Raw genomic sequence first — 23,889 nt, 5'->3', positions numbered from 1 at the left:
ATTATTAAAATTTGTTGACAAAATCCTTCAAAAAGTTGTCAAAACTCTGTGTAAATGATAACGTTATTTTACGTAAGATTTTACATAGAAAGAAAGTGATGTTGTGTACTACTCAATGAGACCAAGAGGCATTCATTTAGCTGTGCCTACACTTTTCTTCCTTATTACAGTCGTGTTATTTGCGATGATGCAGTTTGGGTTTTATTTGGATTCCAGCATTCTTCGTAAAATTTGGGTCATCATTATGGCTTTGTTGCCCATTGCTGGACTAATCACGGCTATTAAAGGTAGAAGAGGAAGCGCAAAGCCGTGGTTAATTATAGGGAACGTGATTCTTATTTTAACCGTTACAATAATGAGCGTACAGGCTATTATTTATTAAACAAAAAAACGTGTTCGCCAAAAAGGCGGACACGTTTTTATTAGGAAAGAGAAACGATTTGCTTTGTTACATAGGCAGCTTCTCCTGCGATTACCACACCATACGTATTCTCTTTTTTTGTAATTTCTACATGAACGAATCCATCTCTATCTATTTCCTGTCCTTGCTCAATCACAAATTGCCAGCGGTCGTTTTTTTGCTGATCCACATATCTCGCATAATAGGCGCCCATCACGCCAGAAGCCGTTCCAGTTACAGCATCTTCTACTGTACCCGAAAATGGTGAAGAGAAATGTCTTCCGTGCATATGAGCTTCTGAGTGAATCGTTTCAAAACAAAAGGGATGAATAGATGCTTTTGGCATATCTGTTAAAATGTGAGGGAAATCTTCTTGATTAGGCTTCATCTTTTTACAGGCATCTAAACTTTTTAACGGTACAATAAGCGTCCAGTTTCCTGTACTTCCATATACAATAGGAAGTCTTTGATCAAGGTCATCAATATGAAGATTAAGAGCTCTTGCCAGCTTTTCTTTTGAACCTGAAAACGGATGAAACTGCGGAGAAGCTTGACTCATGGTGATAACAGGTTGTCCGTTTCTATTCTGCACAGTCATCGGTAAAATTCCAGCATTTGTTTCAACCGTAAATGTAGTTTTTGGAAGTTTGTTTTTACTATGTAAAGCATAAAGAGAAGCGACGGTCGCATGGCCGCACAAATCCGCTTCTTGTCCAGGCGTAAAGTATCGAATTCGTAAATCAGCACGGGAAGAGTTCATGATAAAAGCCGTTTCATTAAACTGTGCTTGATAAGCAATCTTCTGCATTTCTTCAGCTGAAAAATCATCTCCGTTAAACACAATTCCCGCAGGATTTCCTTTATTAGGGCGCGTGCTAAACGCGTCGTATTGATACACAATCGCTTCTTTCATAAAAATCCCCTCCATTTTTATATTATTATATGAAAGCTATAACCATCGTTATTAAATGATCCGCTATTAAAATAGTGAAGTACCTGAACGTTATTCAGAATAAAAAAACAGCAGTTTTTACCTGCTGCTTTTCACTTCGCAAAACTATTCTTCCATCGCGGCATTTATTCCTTCTTTTCTAACTTCTAGCATATGAGTAGCTTTTTTATCAATATCTTTAGCTGTATCGGAAGAAATGACGCCTACGCTGCTTAAGTCATAGGCAAGACTTGTAACAAGCAGCTGCTCTCTTTGTGCTAGTGTGCCGTATGTAAGTGCAGCGGTTTTAGCTTGAATGCCACTCGTATTTAATTCATCAGTAGAAGAAGCTGCTTCTTTTTTTGCGGCTATTGCTTCTTGATAAAGAGAATCATATCCTCCAAACCCCACTTGGGCAATTAGAAAGTTATAAATGTCATCGGCCGATTTTTTAGAAGGCTGAGAAAAAGCTCTTTGAAATTTATTGCGCGGTAAAAATTTTAAGGATGCTTGCCTGCCATCTTCATAAATTTTTTCTTGTATTTCTTTAGTAGCTTTTTCGTCGCTTTTTTTCTGTGCTGCATCTAGCTGTTTGCGATATTTTTGAATAATGACTCCGTCCTGCTGATCGTTTCCCTCTTTGAAAGTAGCCGCAGCTTGTGGAACATCTGACGTTGCTAGCGTCTCAGTAGCGTTCTCTGAAGAAGAAAAGAACGTATTTTTGACAAAAATAAGTACAAAGATCAGCAAAATAAACCATAAAAACCTGAATTTCTTAAACAAAATGTTCACCTCTGTATAAGGTTTCTAAATTATGTAAAACAACATGGACTAGTATACAACAATTTTAGTGTTTTTTTACACATTTACCCAAAAATAAGAAAATAGTAAGAGGTGGTTTTATTAATCTAATAGATATATAGGTTCATTGTTATGGTTCTAAAGAAACCATTGATCTATTTGTACTGATTCACATAATCGAATATGTTTTTGCTAATAAGACTTAAAGTGACAAGGATAAAAAGCGTTCGGACGTACGTCACGCCTTTTGATAAAGCGACGTTTGATCCCACAAAAGAACCTACGATCATCGCAAACCCCATAATTAATCCGTAAGAAAATACAACAGAATCAAAATATAAAAACACAAGCAAAGCACCTAAATTACTGCCGAAATTTAAAAACTTTGCGCTGCCTGCTGACTGCAGGAAATCAAATCCCATAAATAAAAAAGCAAATAAAATAAATGAACCTGTACCTGCTCCTAAAAATCCGTCGTAAAAGCCAATGATAAAAATAAGGGCGGTAAAAAAAATAAGCTTTTTGATAGACAGCGGCTTATACGTGGACGTAGCACCCCAGTTTTTTTTGAAAATCGTATAAATAGCGACCAAAACAAGGAGAATTAAAATAACCGGTTTTAAAAAAGCAGAGGATAGAAAATGAACGGTGATTGAGCCTCCTAAAGAACCGATAAATACGAAAGGAAACCATTTACCTACAACGGGAAAATCGACTTTTCCAGATTTGACAAATCGAATAGTACTCGTTAATACGCCCATCGTGCCAGCTAATTTATTTGTAGCTAAGGCAGCAGCCGGAGGCAGGCCTAAAAATAAAAGGGCAGGCGTTGAAATTAAACCGCCTCCGCCAACTACAGAGTCAATGAATGCAGCTAAGAACCCAAATAGTAAAAGCAATAGTACAATCTGTAAACTTAATTCTTCCATAAAGCACCTTCCTCATGTCATAATATATAGTGACTACTTAAATAGTAACTATATAAAAAGCAGTTGTAAATATGTAAATGATGAAAATTTCAAATAACTTAAAAAACAGGGAGGTTTCCTTTATGGAAAATATTATTCAGCAGCTGCAGTCGCTTGGATTTAATCAGTACGAATCAAAAGTGTACGTGACGCTTGTCAAAAAAGGATCTTCCACTGCTTATGGCATTAGTAAACACTCAGGTGTGCCAAGAGCGCGTGTATACGATATTTTACAAACACTAGAGGAAAAAGGCATGGTGTTAAAAGAAGAGAGTAATGATGGCACTCAGTACACGTCGCTGCCCGTCGATGCTTTTTTGCATTCACTGCAGAAAAAATGGAACGAAACGTATGAAGACGTTAGCGAAACGCTTAAACGTCTTGAAGCTGCAGAGTCTATAGAAGAAAGCCGGGTTATGACGATGAAAGGAGAAACTGCCATTCTTGCTTTTTGTGAGTCGCTATTGTCAAAAGCAAAAAATAAAATTGTCATCTCGCTTTGGCCCGATATTTATAATGAGTTGAAGCCTCTTTTATTACAGCTAAGGGAGAGCGTAACACTAAAAGGAATTGTGTTTGAACAAGATGAAGCGATGGAGGAATTTGACCGGCACCGTCATACAAGCTATACCGAAAACATTGGGAATCAAAACTGGTTTATTATATCTGTTGACAGCAGTGAAATGATTTATGGTCATAAAGAAATGGCTTACTATACAAATAACGCAGTCAACATTAATTTACTTGAAAACTATATTTGGCATGATATTCTCGTTAACAGGCTTGTAGAAAAAAGTGATCGAGAAATGGACAGGTGGATTGAAAAGGAAAGAGAAAGCTTTTTTGCGTAGAAAAACCCGCTTTACGCGGGTTTTTGTATTAAAAAGTTTGTGCAAGTTTTTTTGCTTCTGCTATTCCTTTTTCTTTAATTTCTTGGGCTTTGTCTGGCATTGCGTTATGCCCTTCGACAAAAATGCCGTCTAATGAAGGGACTCCAAAGAAATTCATCATAATTCCAATATAACGATGTCCCATTTCCATCTCAGCTGCAGGACCTTCAGAATAAATGCCTCCGCGTGCTTGAATATGAAGCGCTTTTTTATCCGTTAATAGCCCAACAGGACCTTCTGCCGTGTATTTAAATGACTTACCTGCTACGGCTACAGAGTCTAAATAAGCTTTCATAACCGGTGGAAACGAAAAGTTCCACATTGGCGTTACAAAAACATATTTGTCCGCTCCTACAAACTGTTCGCTCAGTTCTGCAAGGCGATTGACCTTTTCTTGTTCGTGAGAAGAGAGTTCCGAGCCAGACTGCAGTTTGCCCCATCCGCTGAATACATCTGCATCAATATGAGGGATATTTTCTTTATAAAGGTCAATATGTGCAACTTCGTCACTTGCATTGTGCTCTTTGTAAGCATCGATAAACGCTTTTCCAGTTGCCATACTGAATGATTGAGACTCATCGTGAGGATGAGCTGTAATATAAAGTACTTTTGCCATGTCTTATCATCTCTTTCTTATTTGGAATAATGTACTGTCTTATCGTTATCACTCGTATAAAAAACTATACGTTCTTTGTCAGGTAAGCTAAAAAAGAGCGCAAGAAAGGGATGTTCATATAGAAAATAATGGTATAATAAATGTTTGAATATTTACATAAAAAGTATGTGTAACAGAAAGTAGATAAGAGGTGTCGAGATGAAAGAAAAATGGATAATCGTCACGGGTGCAGGTTCTGGAATTGGCAAAGAAATTGTAAAAGAATGTGTGTCGAAGGGCTATTCAGTTATTGCTTGTGATATTAATGAAGGAGCTTTGAGACAGCTAGCTGAAGATACAAAGGGCCATATTGAAACGTATGTAGTAGATGTTAAAAAAGGAAACGATGTAAAAGATCTTTTTTATCAAATAAAAGATAAAAGTTTGTATGGGTTAGTTAATAATGCGGGTGTATATTTAGGGAAAAATTTATTGGATTATGAAGAAAGCGAAATAGATGTTGTGATGGACATTAATATTAAAGGATATATTTATTTTTCCAAATACTTTGGCGAATTATTAATGGAAAAGGAAACAGAAGGAGCGATTATTAATATATCGTCCGTATCGCGAATGGAAGGAAGCTCCGATGCTATATATGGAATGTCTAAAGCAGCGGTATTAGGATTAACCAAGAGCTGTGCAATGAATTTTTCTCCTTATATCCGGGTGAATGCCGTAGCGCCTACAATGGTAAATACCGATATGATGAAAAGTATTCCAGAGTGGCGCAAAAATGAATACATCGCCCATCAGCTGATTCCAAGCTTTGTTACGCCTCAAGACGTGGCAGATACGGTTCTTTTTTTACTGAGTCCTCAATCAAAACATTATACAGGAGCCACCTTTGATTTAAATAGCGGATGTTATTTACGCTGAATACTCTTTCAAAAGGAATTGAGACATTAACTACATCAATCCAAAGACGTACAAATGGGATAAATAGTATGACGCTTGTTACACCGCAGTTGATTTCCGTGCAAGACTGCGCTTTCCGCGGGCGGCCGATGAGCCTGCTCGTCGCTTGCGCTCCAATCACCGGCTAGAAGCTGCTACATACCTGAAACCTACGTTCACCATAACCATAAAAAATCCGAACGAACTTGATTCTCAATAAAGAATCTCAATTCATCGTTCGGACCTTTCTTCAACTAAAATACGTTTGTCACATCCTCCTTTTTATTTTCTTAAGAATTCTTAAGAAATTTACTTAACGTTTCTTTAGTTTTTTTTTCTATTCTAGAAAGAAAGAGTAGAAAGAAGGAATAGAAAATGAATTTAGCTTTTATGTATCAATATTTTCACCAGCCGCGAACGGTAGGAGCACTTTTGCCAAGCTCTACGCACTTAGCGAAAAAAATGGTAAAAGGGATTGATTTTGAACATGCAGCCTGTATAGTAGAGTACGGGCCAGGAACCGGAGTTTTCACCCGTGAATTAATAAGAAGACGAAGCGCTCAGACAACTTTGCTTCTTATCGAATACAATCGGCATTTTTACGAAAAAGTAAAGGAACAAGTAAAAGATGAAAAAAATGTGTATGTGATACACGGATCCGCTGAACATGTTCAAAAGTACTTGATCCAGTATGATATTCCAAAAGTGGATTACGTACTATCAGGTCTTCCTTTTGCTTCTTTAACGTCTGAAGTGTCGGACTGTATCTTGCAAAACACGCGCAGCGTATTAGCCGATGGAGGGAAATTTATTACGTTTCAGTATACGAATTTAAAAAAACAGCTGATCCGCTCGTTTTTTCCGCATATTAAAGTTGAAAAAGAGTGGAGAAACGTTCCTCCCGCATACATTTTTACATGCGAAAAGAATGAGATATAAGGAGTTTGTAAATGAAAGACAGAATTTTAATTATAGATGACGATGAGCAAATTCGTAATCTAATTGCTATTTACTTAGAAAATGAAGGATTTGAAACGCTGAAAGTTTCTAATGCTGTATCTGGCTTAGCGCTTTTAGAGGAACAAGAAGTAGATTTAATTATATTAGATATTATGATGCCGCAGATGAATGGCATTGATGCTGCTTTTAAAATACGTGAAGAAAAAAACATGCCCATTATTATGCTGTCGGCTAAGTCAGAAGATATGGACAAAATTTCTGGTCTAACAGCAGGCGCAGATGATTACTTAACAAAACCATTTAATCCTCTCGAGCTCATCGCACGAGTCAAATCACAAATTAGACGCTATAAAAAATACAATGAACGCGCTGAGCGTGACGTTATTCAAATTGGCGATTTGGAAATTAACCGCAGCACTCGCCTTGTATTTGTGCGCAGCCAAGAAGTTCGTTTAACGCCAAAAGAGTTTGATATTTTAGAGCTGCTGGCACGCAACAAAGGAACAGTGATGAGTATGGGGAAAATATATGAATCCGTGTGGCAAGAAGACGCGTTTAAATCGGATAATACCGTAATGGTCCATATCACAAAAATCCGCGAAAAAATTGAGGATAATCCGAAAAAACCGATTTATATTAAAACCATATGGGGCGTAGGATACAGGATATGAGAAGAATAAGTGTAAAGCTTCTTTTTGCTATCATTATAAGTTTTTTGGCTACCAATTTAATTTTTATTTTAATTGCTAGGCTTGTTTTGAGGAGGTATATACAAGAAGAGAAAATGAATGTCCCTGCATATAATGTATTGGCGTTTGGACTTTTCTTTATCGCCGTTGTGGTTTTTGTTTTGGTTTTTTTAGTACTTATTCGTTCTCATATTCGTTATATGAAAGAAATCTCTAAACAAGTTCAAAAAATCTCACATGGAGATTTAGGGGCAACCATTCATGTGCGAGGAAAAGATGAGCTTGCTGAATTAAGTCAAAACATTAACAAAATGTCTGCGCAGCTTCGTACAAAGTTTGATCGCGAACGAGAAATCGAACAGGTAAAAAATGAGCTAATCTCAAGTGTGTCTCATGATTTGCGTACGCCCTTAACTTCCATTGTCGGGTACCTCGATTTAATCAAAAAAAGAGAACAGTTGGATGATGAAAAGTTAGATAGCTACTTATATATTGTGGATTCAAAAGCAAATTATTTAACGGATTTAATAGACGAGTTGTTTGACTATACAAAATTAACGAGTCCGGATTTTCAGCTTCAGCGAAATGAGGTTGATATGAAACGTTTGCTTCAGCAGGTAATAGGAGAGTACGAACCGATTTTAACGAGAGAAGGAATTGACGTTCAGACGAACTTTACTTGTGAATGGAATGCATTTATTGATGTAGAAAAAATGGTAAGAGTATTTCAAAATTTGCTCGAAAATGCCAAGAAGTACAGCGAAAAGCCTTCCGTATTAGAGGTGAATCAGGAAATTGATGAGAATTCGTTGGTAATTTCCTTTAGGAACAGCATTAGCATCAGTGAAAAACTTGAGGTGGAAAAGTTATTTGACCGATTTTATCGAGGTGATGAATCAAGAACGAACGCAAATGGTTCAGGTTTAGGACTGGCTATTGCAAAACAAATCATTCAGCTGCATCAAGGAGAGATACGAGCGGATCTTCAGCATAATAAGCTCACTTTTTTTATAAAGCTGCCCTTAACACAAGAAAGCCTTAAGAATCACGTGTAAAGATTCTTAAGGCTTTTTTGCGACTATTTTGATGCCGTATTCAAATTCTGCAAGCGTTGCATAAGAAAAGGATATTCTGATATGCTGTGATGTCTCATGGTCATACAATGCGCCTGGATTTAAAAGAACGCCTTCGTCGAGACAGTGCTTAAATAATTTCCGCATTGAAACAGGTGTATGGAGCGTAAGCCAAAAATAAAAACCTCCGCTCGGAGCATTCCACGCAGCAAGACTTTTTAAATGCTTCTCTAAAATAGTCTGTGCTTGTTGAGATTTTTCTTTTAATTTATAGCGTACGTTGATAACGTGCTTGTCGTAGATTCCTGTCTTAAGAGCTTCAGCAGCTGCCCATTGAGATAAGGAGCTGGCTCCGTAGTCAACTTGCATTTTAAGGTCGGCTAATCGCTCAATTACATGTTCAGGCCCGACAATCCATCCAATTCGAAATCCTGGACTGAATGTTTTAGAGAACGTTCCTAAATAAAGAACCATTCCATTTTTATCTCGAGCTTTTAATGAAAGTGGAGGCGGTGAATGGAACCAAAGCTCTCCGTACGCATCATCTTCAATAATAGGCAAATGCATTCTTTCACATTGGTGAAGCAGCTCTTGGCGCCTTTGTTCACTCATCGTCACATTGGTGGGGTTATGAAAGTTCGGTATCGTATATAAAGCTGTGCCTTTTTCTTTTTTATGCTGGTCTTTTAATGAAGATAATTTCATTCCTTCTTCGTCTAACGAAACGCCCGTTACTTTCATTTGTGCGGACTGAAATAACGGCAAAGAATAAAGATAAGAAGGCTTTTCAGCTAATATATTGGCACCTGGAGACAGCAGGCCGATTGAAATTAGCTGCAGCGCTTGAAGAGAGCCAGATACAACTAAAATAGATGAAGGAGACGTTTCAATGCCTCGTTTTTTTACATGCTTCACTAGCTCTTGTCGCAGTTCATCGTTGCCGTTTGGATGCTCATAGCCCAAGTGTACGCTTCTATGTTTCATTCCCCTGAACAACTCGGAAAGCTGATGGGAAGGAAGCAGGTCAGGTGCTAACTCTCCGGTTCCTAAACGAATAATGCCCGGTTGAAATTCAGCTTCGTTAATATGGCGGATAGTCGGAGAATTTGGTTGGTATATTCCTGCTTCTACATACGAATTCCAGTTCATCTGAGAAGCTGATGCGAGTAAGCTCCACGTATTGTTGATGACCTTGGTGCCGCCACCTTTGTTTCCACTGAGAAGTCCTTCAGCAATTAAGTTTTCGGTTGCCGTCACCACCGTGCTTCTATTTACAGAAAAGCTAGCAGCTAAATGGCGCTGCGAAGGAATTTTAGTTCCAATAGGCCACTCTCCATTTGTAATTTTCTCTTTCATATACTCTTGAATTTGTTTGTGTATTGGCTTTTTATCAGCCGGATTTGGAATCCAATTCATGTGATACCACCTTTTTGTAATTTGGTTGGTATTATAAATCAAAACTTGGATGGAGACAACAGGGTACGTCAATTGTAAGATGAAAGAGAAAGGAGAGAGTAATATGTTTACAGTGGTTATGCATGCTTTGTTGTTAGCATTCGGTTTGATTTTACCTTTAGGAGTACAAAATGTATTTGTTTTTAATCAAGGAGCAAATCAACGAACCTTTAAACAGGCGCTTCCCGTAGTGGTGACGGCTTCTGTTTGTGATACGATTTTAATTGTAGTTGCAGTGCTGGGAGTTTCGGCAGTAGCCGCTTCTTTTTCAGTTTTCCAAACGCTTATTTTTGGAATAGGTCTTCTTTTTTTAGCGTATATGGGTTTTGTGACGTGGAAGAGCGAACCTTCAAAAACGTCAGTAAAGGTAGGAATGACGGTAAAAGCGCAAATTCTATTTGCTGCGTCTGTCTCTCTGCTAAATCCTCATGCGCTGATGGATATTATGGGCGTAATCGGAACAAATTCTCTGCTGTATAGCGGAAAAGAAAAATGGATTTTTACGCTCGTTACGATATGTGTTTCATGGATATGGTTTTTATCCTTAGCTTTTGCAGGAAAAGCAGTAGGGAAAATGGATTCAAATGGAAAAATAATGATCTGGATCAATAAGGCTTCTGCATGCATGATTTGGGGAGTGGCTCTTTACATGGCAAAAAGTATGTTTTTTAAGTAGAATAGGTGCTAAAAGGAGAGTTATGTAATACTTTTTTTGTAGAAAGCGAGGGTAAAAGATGATTCAAGGAATTAATCACATGTGCTTTTCTGTGTCAAATTTAGAGCAATCCATCACATTTTATCAAAAAGTGTTAGGAGCGGAACTTTTAGTAAAAGGAAAGTCCACCGCTTACTTTAGTCTAAATGGATTGTGGCTGGCGTTAAACGAAGAAGAAAATATTCCTAGATCAGAAATTCAGTATTCTTATACTCATTTAGCATTTTCTATTTCCGTTGAAAGCTTTGACGAGGCAAAAGAGCTGTTAAAACAGCATAATGTAAATATCTTACCGGGAAGGAACCGTGACGAGAGAGACAAAAACTCCATTTATTTTACGGACCCAGACGGCCATAAATTTGAATTTCACACCGGTACGCTCCAAGACCGCTTAACGTATTATCAAGAAACAAAACCTCATATGAAATTTTATTCGCTAAAAGAGTAGTACTAAAATAGTTATATAAGGTTACAATTTTATTACATTCGCATTCCTCTCTCAGTTATCATTAAATAAACGATTCCGTTGTGATATAATGGAAAAAAAGTGAGGAGGAGGAAGAATGTATACCGCAAAACAGGTGAAGTTTGGTTCGCATATTGTGATAGGCGTACTTTTCGGCATCCTAGCTGCAATGTTAATCGGCACTTTTTATCAAAATGTACCGGGTGTATTACCGTACGGGATGATTAGCGGACTTGCAGTAGGACTCATAGCAGATACATATTATACAATTAAAACAAAAATAAAGGTTATCTAATTAATATAGTGTAGTGCTATCTTCAGGAGAAATAAAAGATTCCTCTTGAAAATAGTACTATTTTTATGAAGAAAATGGTTGATTTCTATTTTAGAAAAACAAGTCAACCATATTATTTTGAATCAGAACTAGAGGTTGAAATATCAAATTAACTCTAAGTATAGAATTATATGTTAAAGTAAATAACCATTTTCTAAACAGTGAAACGGTTTTTACTTTTTTTCTAATTAGTTTTAATGCGCGTAAGATAAAAGATCTAATAACTAAGCAATTGTTAGTAAAACTGCGGATAAGAGTTTTTTTAAAGCTGCTATTAACAGATAAAATATTGTTGTTTCTAAAGGTTCATCTATGGAAAACTTGATAATTTTTCTAAAATCGTTCTTTTGGAGTGCATAATATATGCTATCATTGTTGGGTGAAAAAACTACATACCAAAAAAAGGAGAAAAAATGAAGAATTTAAAAAAAATCGGCCTAGGACTTGTAGCATCACTGTTATCTATTAGTTTAGTAGCTTGTGGGTCAACAAAAGAAGAGAAAAAACAAGAAGAGGCTAAACAAGAGCAGAAACAAATGGGGAAAGAAAAGAAAGAACTAGAACAAAAAATCTCTAAATTAGAGAGTGACTATGAAGACTATACAAAAGAAAAAGGATATATGGAATCTGATGATTATCTTGTTTTTGAAGCAGACTTTAACATCCTAGCAAAGTCAATTGAAAGCAAGAATATTCTTCAGGGCGATGATGGTGAAATAGACAAACACTTAAAAGACTTAAAAACTGAGATAGACAATTTAAGTAATGATCAAGCAATAAAAGCTCAGAAGCGTTATGGTTCAGCAGTAGATGTGTACGAGGCTGCAATAGGTACTCACTTACATTATGTATTAACTAAAGCAGATATTACTCAGCACTTTAATGCGGTGAACACTATTGAGTTAGACAAAGATTTTAATGCAGATAACTATGATTATGAAAAAATTGATGCGGACGCAACTGAGGCTATTAAGTCCATACAAGGCACTCCTATGAAAAGAATAAAGCTTATTAAGGAAGAATTGGAGAAATATAAAGCTAGTTTTAGTACTGAAGAATATAAACAATTGTCTTCCGCAGTCAATGGCATATCTTTGTCATTAAATAAACAAGTTGAAATGTTAGAAGTTCTGCAAAAACAAAGCGGTAAGGATAAATCAACTTTAGAAGAAAATACGAAAATTGCTGAAACACAATTTTTAGATGCTAAAGAAAAAGTGTCTGCATTTGAATCTAAATTAGATATTCAAATGTAAGATAAGTACTTTGAATACAATTGTTTATTAAAAGAAGTCGTTTCTTATACAAAGAAACGGCTTCTGATTATTTTTCTCTATTAATCTTAGATGTACGTAAGAAGAAAGAGAGTAATAACGCAATTAGAGCCAATAGCGTCGCAAATAAGAATACATCGTTCCTACCATATCTATAGTCGAAGTTGTTATTGCTTTAGCGAGGTGTCCCGTAGCTTGTTGCGTCATAACTGTAACAAATATAGCAGTACCAATCAAACCTGCAACTTGACGAATTGTATTATTTAAAGCTGTACCGCGAGAAATTAAATGTTGAGGTAATTGGTTCATACATTCAGTCACAGTCGGCATCATAATTAATGCACTTGGCAATAATAGTAGATCTGATTGAAGCGGCGTAAAGCCTCGAATGCTTTGTAGATAAATTGGTAGCAGTAACTTTGTATTTTTGAAATTATTTAGGATGAAACATAAAAAGCTATAATCAGATTTGCTGAAAATCAATTCAAGAATTATCGATGTAATTTTCTGAAATCTTCCTTCGTACTAAAACGTATAGTAAGTATAGGGAATGTTAATTTAAATTCCTTTTTGCGGAAAAACATTTAATATACAGTCGGAGGATATATGCTGTATTACGCGACGCTAGGTGAACTAAAGAAGAAAGAGGGGGTATTAAAATGACAATGTGGCTGTGGGCAGGCGGATGTATAGTGTTTTTGTTAGCGATGGGTTACATTGCAGATCGTGTAGCAATAAGGAGAAACATTGAATTTAGTCCGGAGGATGGAATTAAAAATGCTACAGATGCAGAACAAATATATGTGGAGAGCTATTTGAATGAAACAAAAAATACGAATAATAATATACCGCTTTAATAGAAATTATAAATAAAAGGCTTATCCGCTGCTACTTGCATTAGGGATAAGCCTTTTTGTTCTATACTTAGTTCCAAACTTCGTCTAAAGTATCTCTAAACAATTGATCTAATTCATATGTAGGGTCATCTAATTCTACAGATAAAGTTCTGACGTATTTGTCTAAACGGTCAATTTCTAAGCTTAAAAATTCATTAATAACGTTGATGCGCGGTTCTAAATCTAACTCATCACCGCTAATTTTACGCTTTAACAGCTTGCTAACCTCTTCTTTTAATGCTTTCTATATACAAATCTATATACAAATTATATTTCATAATAGATGGAAAATGATAAACAAATAAAAGAAGCTTCCTTTAAGCCTCTAAAAAGCTACGAAAATATAGAGAGTGAAAAATTATATCACTCAAAAAGCACTACATCCAATCCGTTTCTGCGGTAACAGGTTAAAAGCGTATACAGTTCTGCACGGTGGTGGTATAAATGAGACTGAATTTCAAGCAGCCACTCAAAGCGTGTATACGTGCATCCCCAATAGGATGTCTGCAGTGAAAACAGCTTTTGTTCGTCAAAAGAAGAGTAGGCCGCTTTTAGCTGGTTAAAACCATCTATTTTATTCAACTAAATACCGCATTTTTTGATCGAGCCAGTACTCTGATTTTTCATTGTTATCGAGCTTGATATAGCAATCGACAATTTCATCATAAATGAATTCCTTTTCTTCTACTAAATCAATAAATTTAATGAGTAGAAATACGGCTTTTGAAACTTTTCCATTTTCACAAAGCCATTCTTTCATCCAGATTAATAGGTCAAGAAGAATAATCTCTATTTTCACTCGGATATCAAGGAACCAATCGTCATAAATCGTTGTTAAATAATGAGGAACTAATTGATGCAATCGCTGTTCAGCTTCCTTGAATTTCAGCGCCGGGTCAGACTGTTCGGTTATCCACTGAAGGTCAGTTAGTAAATCTAATCCATCGCTTGACACATCGGCATTTAAGGAAATGAGCTGCCTGTTAACAAGTAAAACCGGCTCTGAATGTTCTGCGTTCAATTAATTTTTTTAAATGAGATAAGTAGACGCGTAAATTCTTTTTGGCGTTGCTTAAAGGCATTTCGGGCCACAGCGCTTCGCATAGCTGTTCCCTGCTGATAGAATGGTGAAAAATAAGATATAGTAAAATTTCTTGAGCAAAGCGCTTATTCCAGCCTTCTGTAATAAGCTGACCATTTACATAGACGGAAAAAGAGTATAAGAAATCTACTTTAAGAGAGGGTGTGTGGGCATGGAAGTCTTTTTGTATGTCTATAGCCGTATCACTTTCCCAGTTTTTAAGTATTTTCATAGAATCATTCTTTAAAGAAGGCAGCTGATATGTATTACTTTTAATAAAATCTACGACAATTTCTCTGAGTAAAGCTGCTTTTTCTTTTACTAGAAATAGAGAATGTGCGTTAGGTATGGTCATATGACTGTAGTTTTTTAAAAACATCGTTTTTGAAATCAGATACTGAGATGAAAACAGCAAATCATTTTGGCCAGATAAAGTGAGTACAGGAAGTGAAATGCTGCTCAGCTCTTGAAATAGACTGGCTGTAGTAGAAAGTTTAACGAAACGGAAATATACATTGGGATCCATTTGTTTAAGTCTTTCAATTACCTCTTGTATGTTTGGATATTTGAGACTTTCCAGTTTGCCTAATTCAAGGATTTTATCTACCGGTATTTGATTTTTGCTTTCTTCGTTGTAACATCTCTTAATCTTTTGAATGGTGCTATCTGAATAAAAAGGAAGAGACAGTAGTATCAGTCCTTCAATAAGAGCTTCATAGCAGGCGGCAAATTTAACAGCGATTTGTCCCCCAAATCCCACTCCAACTAAGTAACATTTTTTTATATGTAACGTATGTAATAAGTGGAAAAGATCTTCAATATGAGCCTCGAACGATATCTCCCCTGTAGCGGAGGCGCTGTTTCCTGTCTCTCTCAAATCGTATTGAATAACAGAATAATGTTGGGTTAATTCTGCAGTAATAGAATCAAAAAGCGTATGATCAGTGATAACAGAATGAATCATCACAATGGTGTCTGTCTGGTCAGTGAACGCGGGCGAATGAACTTCATAGTAAATTTTTTCTGTCGCCGTATGCAGAAAAGGCATAAAAACAATCCCCCTAGTGTCTAACTGTAGCGTTTGTGTAACGGTAAAATTATTATGATAAGAATAGACAAAAATTTCAAAAAAATAGGTGCTTTTTAGTAATTAAAAAATGTCTAATGTTCTAGTAATATCCATTATACTGTAAAACCATAGTGAGAAATAAGGGAGAATGCCCAAAAACAGAAAAAAGAAAACGTTATCAATTTCGAAAAAAGAAGAAAGGAGGAGAATTATGAATTTTAAAGACGAAAATACGTTAGACTTAGAATGGGTTATGCTCATAATGGAAGCAAAACAAACAGGTATAAGCATCGAGGAAGTTAGACAATTTTTACAAAGCATTAGTTCAAATGCTTAGCCGATACAATGATAAGGGAATAAATCGTTCCCAAGTATAGATAACCTTTATAACCAGTCTCAAGCTATTTTCACTAGATGCATAATCACCCTTTTTTAGATGTATAATCACCCCTTTATGGTAAGAACGTTTATTTATAATGCACGGTAAAGTGAAATTATGGTATTATTATCGATAAGTAAGCATTAGTAAGGGTGATTAAAATGACAATTGGCCAACGTATTCGAGATCTTAGAACGAAACAAGGAATATCGCTAACAGAACTTGCAAACCGAGCGGGTGTTGCTAAATCGTACATATCTTCAGTAGAAAGAGGAATTCAGCTCAACCCATCCATTCAATTTCTAAACAAAATTTCTACCTCATTGAACGTGAGTATTGATAGATTGATTCATGAGCCTATGGATAAATCTGAATCGTTGGATATTGATGATGAGTGGCTTGAGTTAGCAAAAGAAGCAGCGGAGTCAGGAATAAGCAAAGAGCAGTTTAAACAATTTCTTGAATTTCAAAAATGGCAGCGGGCAAAGCAAGATTAACTTCGCGGAATATACATAAAAGAGAACTTACGTAGAATAACTGCTAAAAAATCATGATTGCAAAAAAGAGATTCCATTTATCTATGGAATCTCTTTTTTAGGTTTTAAGAAGAAATAAAATGAGACGAGAATTCTTTTTCTCGCTGAAACTGAATACGTTCAAGAGTTATTAATTTAGGCTTTCTTTTCTGTTCAAACTGTCTCAATGTTTCTGAAATCTCTTTGTTTTGATAAAAAACTTGATGCAGTAAGTCAGACAGTAAGTCAGCGTCTTTTAATGACTCGTTTAATCCAAAAGCGCCAGTGGGGGTCATCGTATGAGCAGCATCCCCTAATAATAACAGGTGATGCTTTGACCATACTTCGCTTATGCTGCTTTGCACAGAAAGAAGCGTAAAGTCTGACCACGACGTAATAAACCTTTCTATTGAAAGGTTTAAGCTAGGGAAAGCGTCTATTAAACGCTGAATAAACGGTCTAAACGATTGTTTCCGAAGAGCAGGATAGCTACCTTTTTCAATATTCCATCCGATTTGCACGTAGCCTTTTGCTTGAGAAAAAAGCGCCACCTGCTGCTGTTTTACAAGTGCAAATTTAATAGAAGGCTCCCAATTGGCAGGTGCAGGAATTTTCGCCCAAAGCAAATCGTATCCATGATTGTGGATATTGTTTTTTATGTGCGCAAGTTTGCGAACAGTTGAATATCGACCATCTGCTCCAATAATGATTTTACTTTCAACTATTATTTCACCTTGGCCTTTTTGCTGAGCTTTTATTCCAGTATATCGGCCTTTTTCATTCTGCATGAGTTCCGTTATTTTTGTGCCCAGCATAAGCTTGTAGGAGGGATGGCTGCTTGCTTGGTTATTTATAGACTGAAGAAGATGCTGCTGTGGAACATGAATTCCTGCATGTCCAAGTTCAGATTTTATCGTTTTGAATACATGTCCATCCTTCCAGTATTCGACCCTGGACATTCGAAGGAGGCCTAAGCTTTCAATTTCTTCAAATATACGATGTTTCTTAAGAATCATTTCTCCATCTTCATTTAAATGTTCGCCTCGAAATTCTTTTCCAAGCGTATCAGATCTCTCTATCAATATAGTTGATATATTTTGTTTAGCCAGCAGATAGGCCAGTAGAGCACCGCCTGGTCCGGCTCCTATTATACACACATCTGTTCGATAGTTCATTTTCTTCACCTTGTTTGTTATATGCAATTAAGTTACTTTTAGTAAGTATATTAACTTTTATAAATTCTGATGTCAACTTTTTTATAGCTTTTCTTCTATGGAATTCGCTCTTTGGACAAAACACAAAGAAGGTTTTACATAATCAAAGTCAAAGATTAAGTTTTATGGTAAACTAAAATACGCAAATTATTTTGAATAATTTGTATAAAGGTGAAACTTCAAAATTGTTGAGAAAAAGCACGGTTGGAAAGCTGCAGGATTTTTAGCAAGAAGAGTATCGTTTGTATAGAGATCGTCTCTGAAAATTCTAGCAAACTCCAATTTCAACTGGAGGATGATTATGACAAAAATAGAACATTATATTCAAACATTAGGTAACAGTGCAGATTTGCTAACGCAAAGGCAGACAAGCATTTACTTCGAAAAACTTTCAAACACCTTTCCTTTTTTAACAATCATGCAAATTAATTGGAGAAAAGTATTAATTAAAAAGTCCGCTCGGCATATTGAAGAAATCAAAAAATGGCTTCAAGAGATGAATATAAAAGAGCATCAGGTTGTTTTATTCTGGAAACGAGCGACTAAAGCTGTAAGCGTCGATTTAGCTCAAGCTTTAACGTTTTTTCAACAAACAGCTGATCTTACAGAAGAAGCGTTTATTTACTGTCCGTCTGTTGACTATGTCATTGAATATTTTAAAGACGGTAAAATGATGATTGGTTTAGCAGCACGTTAATTAAAAGGGAAAAAAGCTGAGGGAAGAGGGGAATGAGAACTTCTTCACTCGGCTTTTTATGCATATAAACTCTAAAAAATACGAAACATAACGTTATTTACAACATAAATTACCTTCTCTTTATAATTAGTGGGAAAAGTATTGACATTTTCCATAAAATAAATATAATTAACATTAATCATATTGTTAATTGTAAAAAGAGTGATCAGGAGAAATGCTGAATGTCGAACAAAAAAGCAATGACGAATCAAACGAAAAAAGAATACCCTAAACCCTATGGCTATACGTCAGATATTGCTGTATTTACGATTGTGACGGAAGAAAAAGAACCATACAAACCACCTAAAATGAATTTGAAATTAATGCTTATCCAGCGAGCAATGCTAAACGCGGAGGGAGAAAAGAACAGCGAAGCAGGAAAGTGGGCGCTTCCCGGCGGATTTGTCCATCCTGATGAATCAGCTTTTGAAGCGGCTAAAAGAGAGCTCGAAGAAGAAACGGGCGTGAATGATATCCATTTAAAACACTATGGTGTTTATGATGAGCCCGGAAGAGACGATAGGGGATGGGTCATCACAAACGCACATTATGCAATCGTCCCAGAAGATAGTCTAATAAAGCGAAAAGCGAATGATGATGCTGCTCGAGTTGAATTATTTAAAATAGATGAAATCTTTTCATTGCCTTTAGCTTTTGATCATGAAATCATCATTCGAGATGCAATCAAGGAAATTAAGAAAGATTTATTGCAAACGACCATTGCTCAGAAGTTTCTGCCTTCTCAGTTTACATACTCTGAACTGCAGGCTGTGCTGCTTACCGTAACGGATGATGCGGCAATTAAAAGTGATCAGGCATTTGCACGAAAAATAAGAATGCTGCCATTTATTGAAGAAGTAGACGGAAAAACAACGACGAGAACGTCTAAAAAGCCAACAAAGCTCTACCGGTTTGTTGAGATGAATGTGATGAAGCCAATCTATACAGCACGCTATTAAAAGAAAAAACTTTCAATTCAAATAATTAACAATATGTTAACTGTTAATTTTTACTTATGAGGGGGAGACATAATGAAAAAAGCACTGATTAACATCGATTATACAAATGATTTTGTAGCTGAAAACGGAGCTTTGACATGCGGAGAACCAGGGCGGCACATTGAAACATCTATAAGCGATATCACGCGTCAATTTATTGAGCAAGACGAGTATGTCGTGTTTGCCATTGATTTTCATAAAGAAAATGATTCCTTGCATCCAGAATCAACGCTGTTTCCGCCTCATAATATTGAAGGTTCTGCAGGAAGAAAGCTATACGGAAAGTTAAATGATTTATATAATGTGTATCAATCAAAGGCAAATGTAGAATGGATGAATAAAACGAGATACAGTGCATTTGCTGGAACAGATCTGGAGATTAAACTGCGAGAAAGACAAATTACCGATGTCTACTTAGCAGGTGTATGTACGGATATCTGTGTACTTCATACAGCAGTAGATGCCTATAATAAAGGATTTGCTATTTATATCTATGAAAAAGCCGTAGCGAGCTTTAATCAAAAAGGCCATGAGTGGGCGCTTGAACACTTTAGATCTTGCCTCGGAGCAGAAATTATTTAAGGACATAAAAGTGGAGGAAATCAATGAATATGTTTACAGATGACAGCGTAATGCTACACACCGATTTATATCAAATTAATATGGGAGAAACGTATTGGGAAGATAACATTCATCAAAAGAAGGCTGTTTTTGAAGTTTTCTTCCGCAAACTTCCTTTTGGAAATGGGTATGCTGTTTTTGCTGGATTAGAAAGAATTATTGAATATATTAAAGCATTTAAATTTAGCGAATCTGATTTAACCTACTTGCACGAAGAATTAGGTTTTAAAGAGGATTATTTAGCTTACTTAAAAGACCTTACATTTACTGGGACAATTCGATGTATGCGTGAAGGTGAGCTTGTGTTTCATAATGAACCAATTTTACGTGTAGAGGCACCGTTAATTGAAGCTCAGCTCGTAGAAACAGCCATTTTAAATATTGTGAATTACCAAACGCTGATTGCAACAAAAGCAGCTCGAATCAAACATGTAGTAGGAGATCAAGTGGCAATGGAGTTTGGAACACGACGCGCTCAAGAAATGGATGCTGCTATTTGGGGAACAAGAGCAGCCTATATTGGCGGATTTGGTGCTACTTCTAACGTGCGTGCAGGAAAGAAATTTGGAATTCCAGTTGCAGGAACGCATGCCCATGCAATGGTGCAAGCTTATAAAGACGAATATATTGCATTTCATAAATACGCTCGTCGCCATAAAAACTGCGTGTTTCTAGTTGATACGTACGATACGTTAAAATCAGGAGTTCCCAATGCGATTAAAGTAGCAAAAGAATTGGGCGATAAAATTAATTTTACAGCGATTCGTTTAGACAGCGGCGATTTAACTTATTTGTCTAAAAAAGCTCGTCAAATGTTGGATGAAGCAGGGTTTACAGAGACAAAAATTGTTGCTTCCAACGATTTAGATGAAGATACGATTATGCATTTAAAGTCGCAAGGTGCACAAATAGACATGTGGGGAATTGGTACGAAGCTCATCACTGCATATGATCAGCCGGCGCTTGGAGCAGTGTATAAACTCGTCTCTATTGAAGGAGAAAATGGCGAGATGATGGATACGATTAAAATTAGCGCAAATCCTGAAAAAGTGAGTACACCAGGGTTGAAACGCGTATATCGTATTATTAATAATTTGAATGGAAAATCTGAAGGGGATTATATCACGATGGAAGACGAAGATCCTCAAAGCGAAGAACGTTTAAAAATGTTCCATCCTGTTCATACGTTTATCAGTAAATTCGTCACAAATTTTGAGGCAAAAGAACTCCATCATGATATCTTTGTAAACGGAAAGCTTGTGTATGAAACAGAAGAACTTCAGGAAATTCAGCAGTACGTAAAAGATAATTTAGAGCTGCTTTGGGATGAATATAAGCGCACGCGTAATCCAGAAGAATATCCAGTAGATTTAAGCGAAAAGTGTTGGGAAAATAAAACGCGTCAAATTGCGTACGTCAAACAAAAAGTAGCGGAAGCCCTAAATAAAAAATAGTAGGGAGCTGGGGACATGTCAGATACGCTTGCTTATTTTCAACAGCTAAACCCTGATAAGAAAATAGATAAGCTTTTAGAAAAAGGAGCGAAAATTGGAATTTATGGTTCTTCTTTTGATCCGGTTACCAATGTTCATCTTTGGACGGCATCAACGGTTGCGCATCGAAAGAAGTTAGATGCTATTATCTTTTTGCCTTCATCGCACAAACGAACAGATAAAAAGCTTCAAACGTCCGATGAGCACCGTGTAAATATGGTTAGCTTAGCGATTAAAGACAACCCGAAATTTTTGCTCGATACGTATGAGCTAGACGTATTGCCCGGCTATCATTACACATACTACACTATGGAGCACTTTAAAAAATTGCTCCCACACGCTGACTTATTTTTTATTATGGGAGCCGACTTACTGCAAGATATTGGTGAGGGCAAGTGGAAGAAAGCAGATGAACTTATTAGTGAAAACCAGTTTATCATCATGGCAAGAGAGGGAATAGACATGTTGAAAGCTATTAGTCATTCTCCTTTGCTTCGAAATTATGACGACGGCCGGTTTCAGCTTCTTGATAAGGGGCTGGCGATGGAAATCAGCTCTACTTATATTCGTCAAGAATTTGCCCGAGGCGGAGAACCAAGATATTTAATGCCTGATCTCTGTTATTTTTATAGTAAAAAACATGGATTGTATCAGTAAGAAATCTACATATAATGAAAGGAGAGCATGTATCATGTCAGACATGCAAGAAAAAATAAGGAAAGAGTTACATGTGAAATCTGAAATTGATCCAGCACAAGAAATTCGTGCCCGCGTTGATTTTCTGAAAACCTACCTAAAGTCAGCAAATGCAAAAGGCTTTGTATTAGGTATAAGCGGAGGGCAGGACTCTAGCTTAGCTGGACGATTAGCGCAGATTGCTGTAGACGAACTGCGAAAAGAAGAATATGAAGCAAAATTTGTAGCCGTTCGCTTGCCTCATGGCACGCAGCATGATGAAGCGGATGCCAAGGCGTCACTAGAATTTATTAAACCTAATGAAACATATACGTTTAATATTAAAAACACGGTGGAAGCATTTGAAAGTTCGTTTACAGGTGCTACAGATATAGCGCTCTCTGATTTTCATAAAGGAAATGTCAAAGCACGTACGCGTATGATTGTACAGTATGCAATCGGAGGAGAAAACGGCCTTTTAGTTATCGGAACCGATCATGCAGCAGAAGCAGTAACAGGCTTTTTTACAAAATACGGGGATGGCGGAGCAGACGTGCTGCCTCTAACGGGATTAACAAAACGTCAAGGAAAAGCATTGCTAAAAGAATTAGGTGCAGATAAACGATTGTACGAAAAAGTACCAACAGCTGACTTATTAGATAATAGTCCTGGTCAATCTGATGAAACGGAACTAGGAATTTCTTATGATGAACTAGACGATTATTTGGAAGGAAAAGAAGTATCACAAGAAGCTGCTGAAAAAATTGAACAGCGCTATCGTATTACTGAACATAAGCGTCAGTTACCGGCTAGCATGTTTGATGAATGGTGGAAATGAGAGAAATGCCCATATTAGGGATATCTAATATGGGCATTATTTTGACTGATTTCTTTCAAAAAACAAAAAAGAGGCGGAAAAAGTGTAATTTAACGAATTGTTTTCTCATACACACTTTGTTATTCTTACGCACTTTGGTATAATGAAGTGCTTTTAATATTATTGAGGAGGAACATTTTTTATGGCAGTTGAAGTAGGTAGCAAGGTACAAGGTAAAGTAACAGGTATTACTAATTTTGGAGCATTTGTAGAATTACCTGGAGGTCAAACTGGGCTTGTACATATTAGTGAGGTAGCTGACAGCTATGTAAAAGACATTAATGACCATCTTAAAGTTGGTCAAGAAATTGAAGTGAAAGTCGTTAATGAGAAAGACGGAAAAATTGGATTATCGATTAAAAAAGCGATAGATAAACCTGAAAGACCCTCATCTTCTTATTCACAACGCCCGCCACGTCAGGCAAGAAATAATGATAATCGTTCTAAAAGCAACTTCCAACCAAAGGAAAACTTCGAACAAAAAATGGCGCGTTTCTTAAAAGATAGTGAAGATAATTTATCTACACTAAAACGCAGCACTGAATCAAAACGAGGTGGCAGAGGCGGAAGACGCGGATAAATCCCTTCCACTTTAACTACTTTATTATATAGTTGAAGCAAGCCAGTAAAAATTGGCTTGCTTCTTTTTTGTGATAGCTTACGTACATGCGCTAGAAGAGTAAAGAGAAGGTTAGGTACTTACTTAGTTGTAAAGTAGATGCCAATCGTGACAAGCGATGAGAGAAGATCAAGGATGAGTAGGATGAAATTTAAATCTATCATAATCATGCCTCCCTTTTTGCGAGCGTTGACGTTAGTATCTGCAC

29 protein-coding genes and 2 pseudogenes are annotated in these 23,889 nt (G+C 36.6%); 20 read left to right on the top strand and 11 right to left on the bottom strand.

Going from position 1 to position 23,889, the window contains the following annotated elements; all coding sequences use genetic code 11:
* The first annotated feature begins 103 nt into the window (after positions 1–103).
* Positions 104–382, top strand: a complete 279-nt coding sequence (locus N178_RS03360) for a hypothetical protein (RefSeq protein WP_223260155.1) — start codon at positions 104–106, stop codon at positions 380–382.
* A gap of 40 nt (positions 383–422) precedes the next feature.
* On the opposite strand, the gene N178_RS03355 is transcribed toward N178_RS03360, so the two are convergent.
* The 3 genes from N178_RS03355 to N178_RS03345 form a co-directional block, all read right to left on the bottom strand.
* Entirely contained in the window at positions 423–1,313 is an 891-nt protein-coding gene (locus N178_RS03355) for a PhzF family phenazine biosynthesis isomerase (protein ID WP_045290456.1), read from the bottom strand.
* Positions 1,314–1,457: 144 nt separating this feature from the next.
* Positions 1,458–2,123 carry a hypothetical protein gene (locus N178_RS03350; RefSeq protein WP_237758386.1) on the bottom strand — a complete coding sequence of 222 codons (666 nt, stop codon included), beginning with the start codon at positions 2,121–2,123 and terminating at the stop codon, positions 1,458–1,460.
* A 164-nt stretch (positions 2,124–2,287) separates the two neighbouring features.
* Positions 2,288–3,061, bottom strand: coding sequence for a sulfite exporter TauE/SafE family protein (locus tag N178_RS03345; RefSeq protein WP_045290452.1), 774 nt, complete (start codon positions 3,059–3,061; stop codon positions 2,288–2,290).
* Between the two features lie 122 nt (positions 3,062–3,183).
* On the opposite strand from N178_RS03345, the gene N178_RS03340 reads away from it, so the two are divergent.
* Complete coding sequence (locus tag N178_RS03340) at positions 3,184–3,951, top strand: TrmB family transcriptional regulator (RefSeq protein ID WP_045290450.1); 768 nt, start codon at positions 3,184–3,186, stop codon at positions 3,949–3,951.
* A gap of 28 nt (positions 3,952–3,979) precedes the next feature.
* Here N178_RS03340 and N178_RS03335 read toward each other — a convergent pair whose 3' ends face one another.
* A complete protein-coding gene (locus N178_RS03335; RefSeq protein ID WP_045290448.1) occupies positions 3,980–4,606 on the bottom strand; it encodes an FMN-dependent NADH-azoreductase in 627 nt (208 codons plus the stop codon).
* 198 nt (positions 4,607–4,804) lie between these two features.
* On the opposite strand from N178_RS03335, the gene N178_RS03330 reads away from it, so the two are divergent.
* The 4 genes from N178_RS03330 to N178_RS03315 all read left to right on the top strand — a co-directional run bounded on the left by N178_RS03330 (position 4,805) and on the right by N178_RS03315 (position 8,246).
* Positions 4,805–5,524, top strand: a complete 720-nt coding sequence (locus N178_RS03330) for an SDR family NAD(P)-dependent oxidoreductase (RefSeq protein ID WP_045290446.1) — start codon at positions 4,805–4,807, stop codon at positions 5,522–5,524.
* Between the two features lie 393 nt (positions 5,525–5,917).
* On the top strand, positions 5,918–6,481 hold the full coding sequence (locus N178_RS03325; RefSeq protein WP_045290444.1) for a class I SAM-dependent methyltransferase: 564 nt from the start codon (positions 5,918–5,920) through the stop codon (positions 6,479–6,481).
* A gap of 11 nt (positions 6,482–6,492) precedes the next feature.
* Positions 6,493–7,173 (top strand): response regulator transcription factor, encoded by a 681-nt coding sequence (locus N178_RS03320; RefSeq protein WP_045290442.1) that lies wholly within the window; start codon positions 6,493–6,495, stop codon positions 7,171–7,173.
* Positions 7,170–8,246 (top strand): HAMP domain-containing sensor histidine kinase, encoded by a 1,077-nt coding sequence (locus N178_RS03315; RefSeq protein ID WP_045290440.1) that lies wholly within the window; start codon positions 7,170–7,172, stop codon positions 8,244–8,246. The genes N178_RS03320 and N178_RS03315 overlap by 4 nt, the downstream gene beginning before the upstream one ends.
* A gap of 6 nt (positions 8,247–8,252) precedes the next feature.
* Here the strand turns inward: N178_RS03315 and N178_RS03310 are convergent, their stop codons facing one another.
* Entirely contained in the window at positions 8,253–9,680 is a 1,428-nt protein-coding gene (locus N178_RS03310; protein ID WP_045290438.1) for an aminotransferase-like domain-containing protein, read from the bottom strand.
* A 103-nt stretch (positions 9,681–9,783) separates the two neighbouring features.
* On the opposite strand from N178_RS03310, the gene N178_RS03305 reads away from it, so the two are divergent.
* The 4 genes from N178_RS03305 to N178_RS03290 all read left to right on the top strand — a co-directional run bounded on the left by N178_RS03305 (position 9,784) and on the right by N178_RS03290 (position 12,490).
* The gene (locus N178_RS03305; RefSeq protein WP_045290436.1) at positions 9,784–10,395 is read left to right on the top strand and encodes a LysE/ArgO family amino acid transporter; all 612 of its coding nucleotides are present in this window, start codon (positions 9,784–9,786) and stop codon (positions 10,393–10,395) included.
* Between the two features lie 58 nt (positions 10,396–10,453).
* Entirely contained in the window at positions 10,454–10,882 is a 429-nt protein-coding gene (fosB, locus tag N178_RS03300; RefSeq protein WP_045290434.1) for a metallothiol transferase FosB, read from the top strand.
* Positions 10,883–10,997: 115 nt separating this feature from the next.
* A complete protein-coding gene (locus tag N178_RS03295; protein ID WP_016763981.1) occupies positions 10,998–11,195 on the top strand; it encodes a hypothetical protein in 198 nt (65 codons plus the stop codon).
* Between the two features lie 452 nt (positions 11,196–11,647).
* The gene (locus N178_RS03290; protein ID WP_045290432.1) at positions 11,648–12,490 is read left to right on the top strand and encodes a hypothetical protein; all 843 of its coding nucleotides are present in this window, start codon (positions 11,648–11,650) and stop codon (positions 12,488–12,490) included.
* A 150-nt stretch (positions 12,491–12,640) separates the two neighbouring features.
* Here N178_RS03290 and N178_RS27755 read toward each other — a convergent pair.
* Positions 12,641–12,925: pseudogene (locus tag N178_RS27755) on the bottom strand (hypothetical protein); the annotation flags it as partial.
* Between the two features lie 242 nt (positions 12,926–13,167).
* On the opposite strand from N178_RS27755, the gene N178_RS03280 reads away from it, so the two are divergent.
* A complete protein-coding gene (locus tag N178_RS03280; RefSeq protein WP_045290429.1) occupies positions 13,168–13,365 on the top strand; it encodes a hypothetical protein in 198 nt (65 codons plus the stop codon).
* 67 nt (positions 13,366–13,432) lie between these two features.
* Here the strand turns inward: N178_RS03280 and N178_RS25685 are convergent.
* The 4 genes and pseudogenes from N178_RS25685 to N178_RS03270 all read right to left on the bottom strand — a co-directional run.
* Positions 13,433–13,633 (bottom strand): annotated as a pseudogene (locus N178_RS25685) (DNA polymerase beta superfamily protein); the annotation flags it as partial.
* Between the two features lie 134 nt (positions 13,634–13,767).
* Positions 13,768–13,986, bottom strand: coding sequence for a hypothetical protein (locus N178_RS03275; RefSeq protein ID WP_052942369.1), 219 nt, complete (start codon positions 13,984–13,986; stop codon positions 13,768–13,770).
* Positions 13,979–14,425, bottom strand: coding sequence for a hypothetical protein (locus tag N178_RS27385; RefSeq protein WP_237758385.1), 447 nt, complete (start codon positions 14,423–14,425; stop codon positions 13,979–13,981). Before N178_RS27385 ends, N178_RS03275 begins: the two co-directional genes overlap by 8 nt.
* Positions 14,388–15,533 carry an alpha/beta hydrolase gene (locus N178_RS03270; RefSeq protein WP_237758384.1) on the bottom strand — a complete coding sequence of 382 codons (1,146 nt, stop codon included), beginning with the start codon at positions 15,531–15,533 and terminating at the stop codon, positions 14,388–14,390. The genes N178_RS27385 and N178_RS03270 overlap by 38 nt, the downstream gene beginning before the upstream one ends.
* A 232-nt stretch (positions 15,534–15,765) precedes the next feature.
* Here N178_RS03270 and N178_RS25680 point away from each other — a divergent pair, with 232 nt between their 5' ends.
* Positions 15,766–15,891, top strand: coding sequence for an anti-repressor SinI family protein (locus tag N178_RS25680; RefSeq protein ID WP_013083022.1), 126 nt, complete (start codon positions 15,766–15,768; stop codon positions 15,889–15,891).
* Positions 15,892–16,094: 203 nt separating this feature from the next.
* A complete protein-coding gene (locus tag N178_RS03265) occupies positions 16,095–16,430 on the top strand; it encodes a helix-turn-helix domain-containing protein (protein WP_013056901.1) in 336 nt (111 codons plus the stop codon).
* 104 nt (positions 16,431–16,534) lie between these two features.
* Here N178_RS03265 and N178_RS03260 read toward each other — a convergent pair whose 3' ends face one another.
* On the bottom strand, positions 16,535–17,623 hold the full coding sequence (locus N178_RS03260) for an FAD-dependent monooxygenase (protein WP_045290427.1): 1,089 nt from the start codon (positions 17,621–17,623) through the stop codon (positions 16,535–16,537).
* 340 nt (positions 17,624–17,963) lie between these two features.
* On the opposite strand from N178_RS03260, the gene N178_RS03255 reads away from it, so the two are divergent.
* From N178_RS03255 to N178_RS03225, 7 genes are all read left to right on the top strand, one after another.
* Entirely contained in the window at positions 17,964–18,359 is a 396-nt protein-coding gene (locus tag N178_RS03255; protein WP_045290425.1) for a CDI toxin immunity protein, read from the top strand.
* 221 nt (positions 18,360–18,580) lie between these two features.
* Entirely contained in the window at positions 18,581–19,357 is a 777-nt protein-coding gene (locus N178_RS03250; RefSeq protein ID WP_045290423.1) for an NUDIX domain-containing protein, read from the top strand.
* Positions 19,358–19,429: 72 nt separating this feature from the next.
* On the top strand, positions 19,430–19,978 hold the full coding sequence (locus N178_RS03245; RefSeq protein ID WP_045290421.1) for a cysteine hydrolase family protein: 549 nt from the start codon (positions 19,430–19,432) through the stop codon (positions 19,976–19,978).
* Between the two features lie 23 nt (positions 19,979–20,001).
* A complete protein-coding gene (locus N178_RS03240) occupies positions 20,002–21,471 on the top strand; it encodes a nicotinate phosphoribosyltransferase (RefSeq protein ID WP_028413473.1) in 1,470 nt (489 codons plus the stop codon).
* Between the two features lie 15 nt (positions 21,472–21,486).
* On the top strand, positions 21,487–22,167 hold the full coding sequence (gene nadD / locus N178_RS03235; RefSeq protein ID WP_014460242.1) for a nicotinate (nicotinamide) nucleotide adenylyltransferase: 681 nt from the start codon (positions 21,487–21,489) through the stop codon (positions 22,165–22,167).
* 34 nt (positions 22,168–22,201) lie between these two features.
* A complete protein-coding gene (gene nadE, locus N178_RS03230; RefSeq protein ID WP_045290418.1) occupies positions 22,202–23,023 on the top strand; it encodes an ammonia-dependent NAD(+) synthetase in 822 nt (273 codons plus the stop codon).
* Positions 23,024–23,204: 181 nt separating this feature from the next.
* A complete protein-coding gene (locus tag N178_RS03225) occupies positions 23,205–23,642 on the top strand; it encodes a S1 domain-containing RNA-binding protein (protein ID WP_013056909.1) in 438 nt (145 codons plus the stop codon).
* Positions 23,643–23,889 lie beyond the last annotated feature (247 nt).

This window comes from Priestia aryabhattai B8W22 (assembly GCF_000956595.1).
Classification (GTDB): Bacteria; Bacillota; Bacilli; order Bacillales; family Bacillaceae_H; genus Priestia; species Priestia aryabhattai.
The sequence above is the reverse complement of the archived record's forward strand: the minus strand, read 5'-3'. Positions and strand labels throughout refer to the sequence as shown.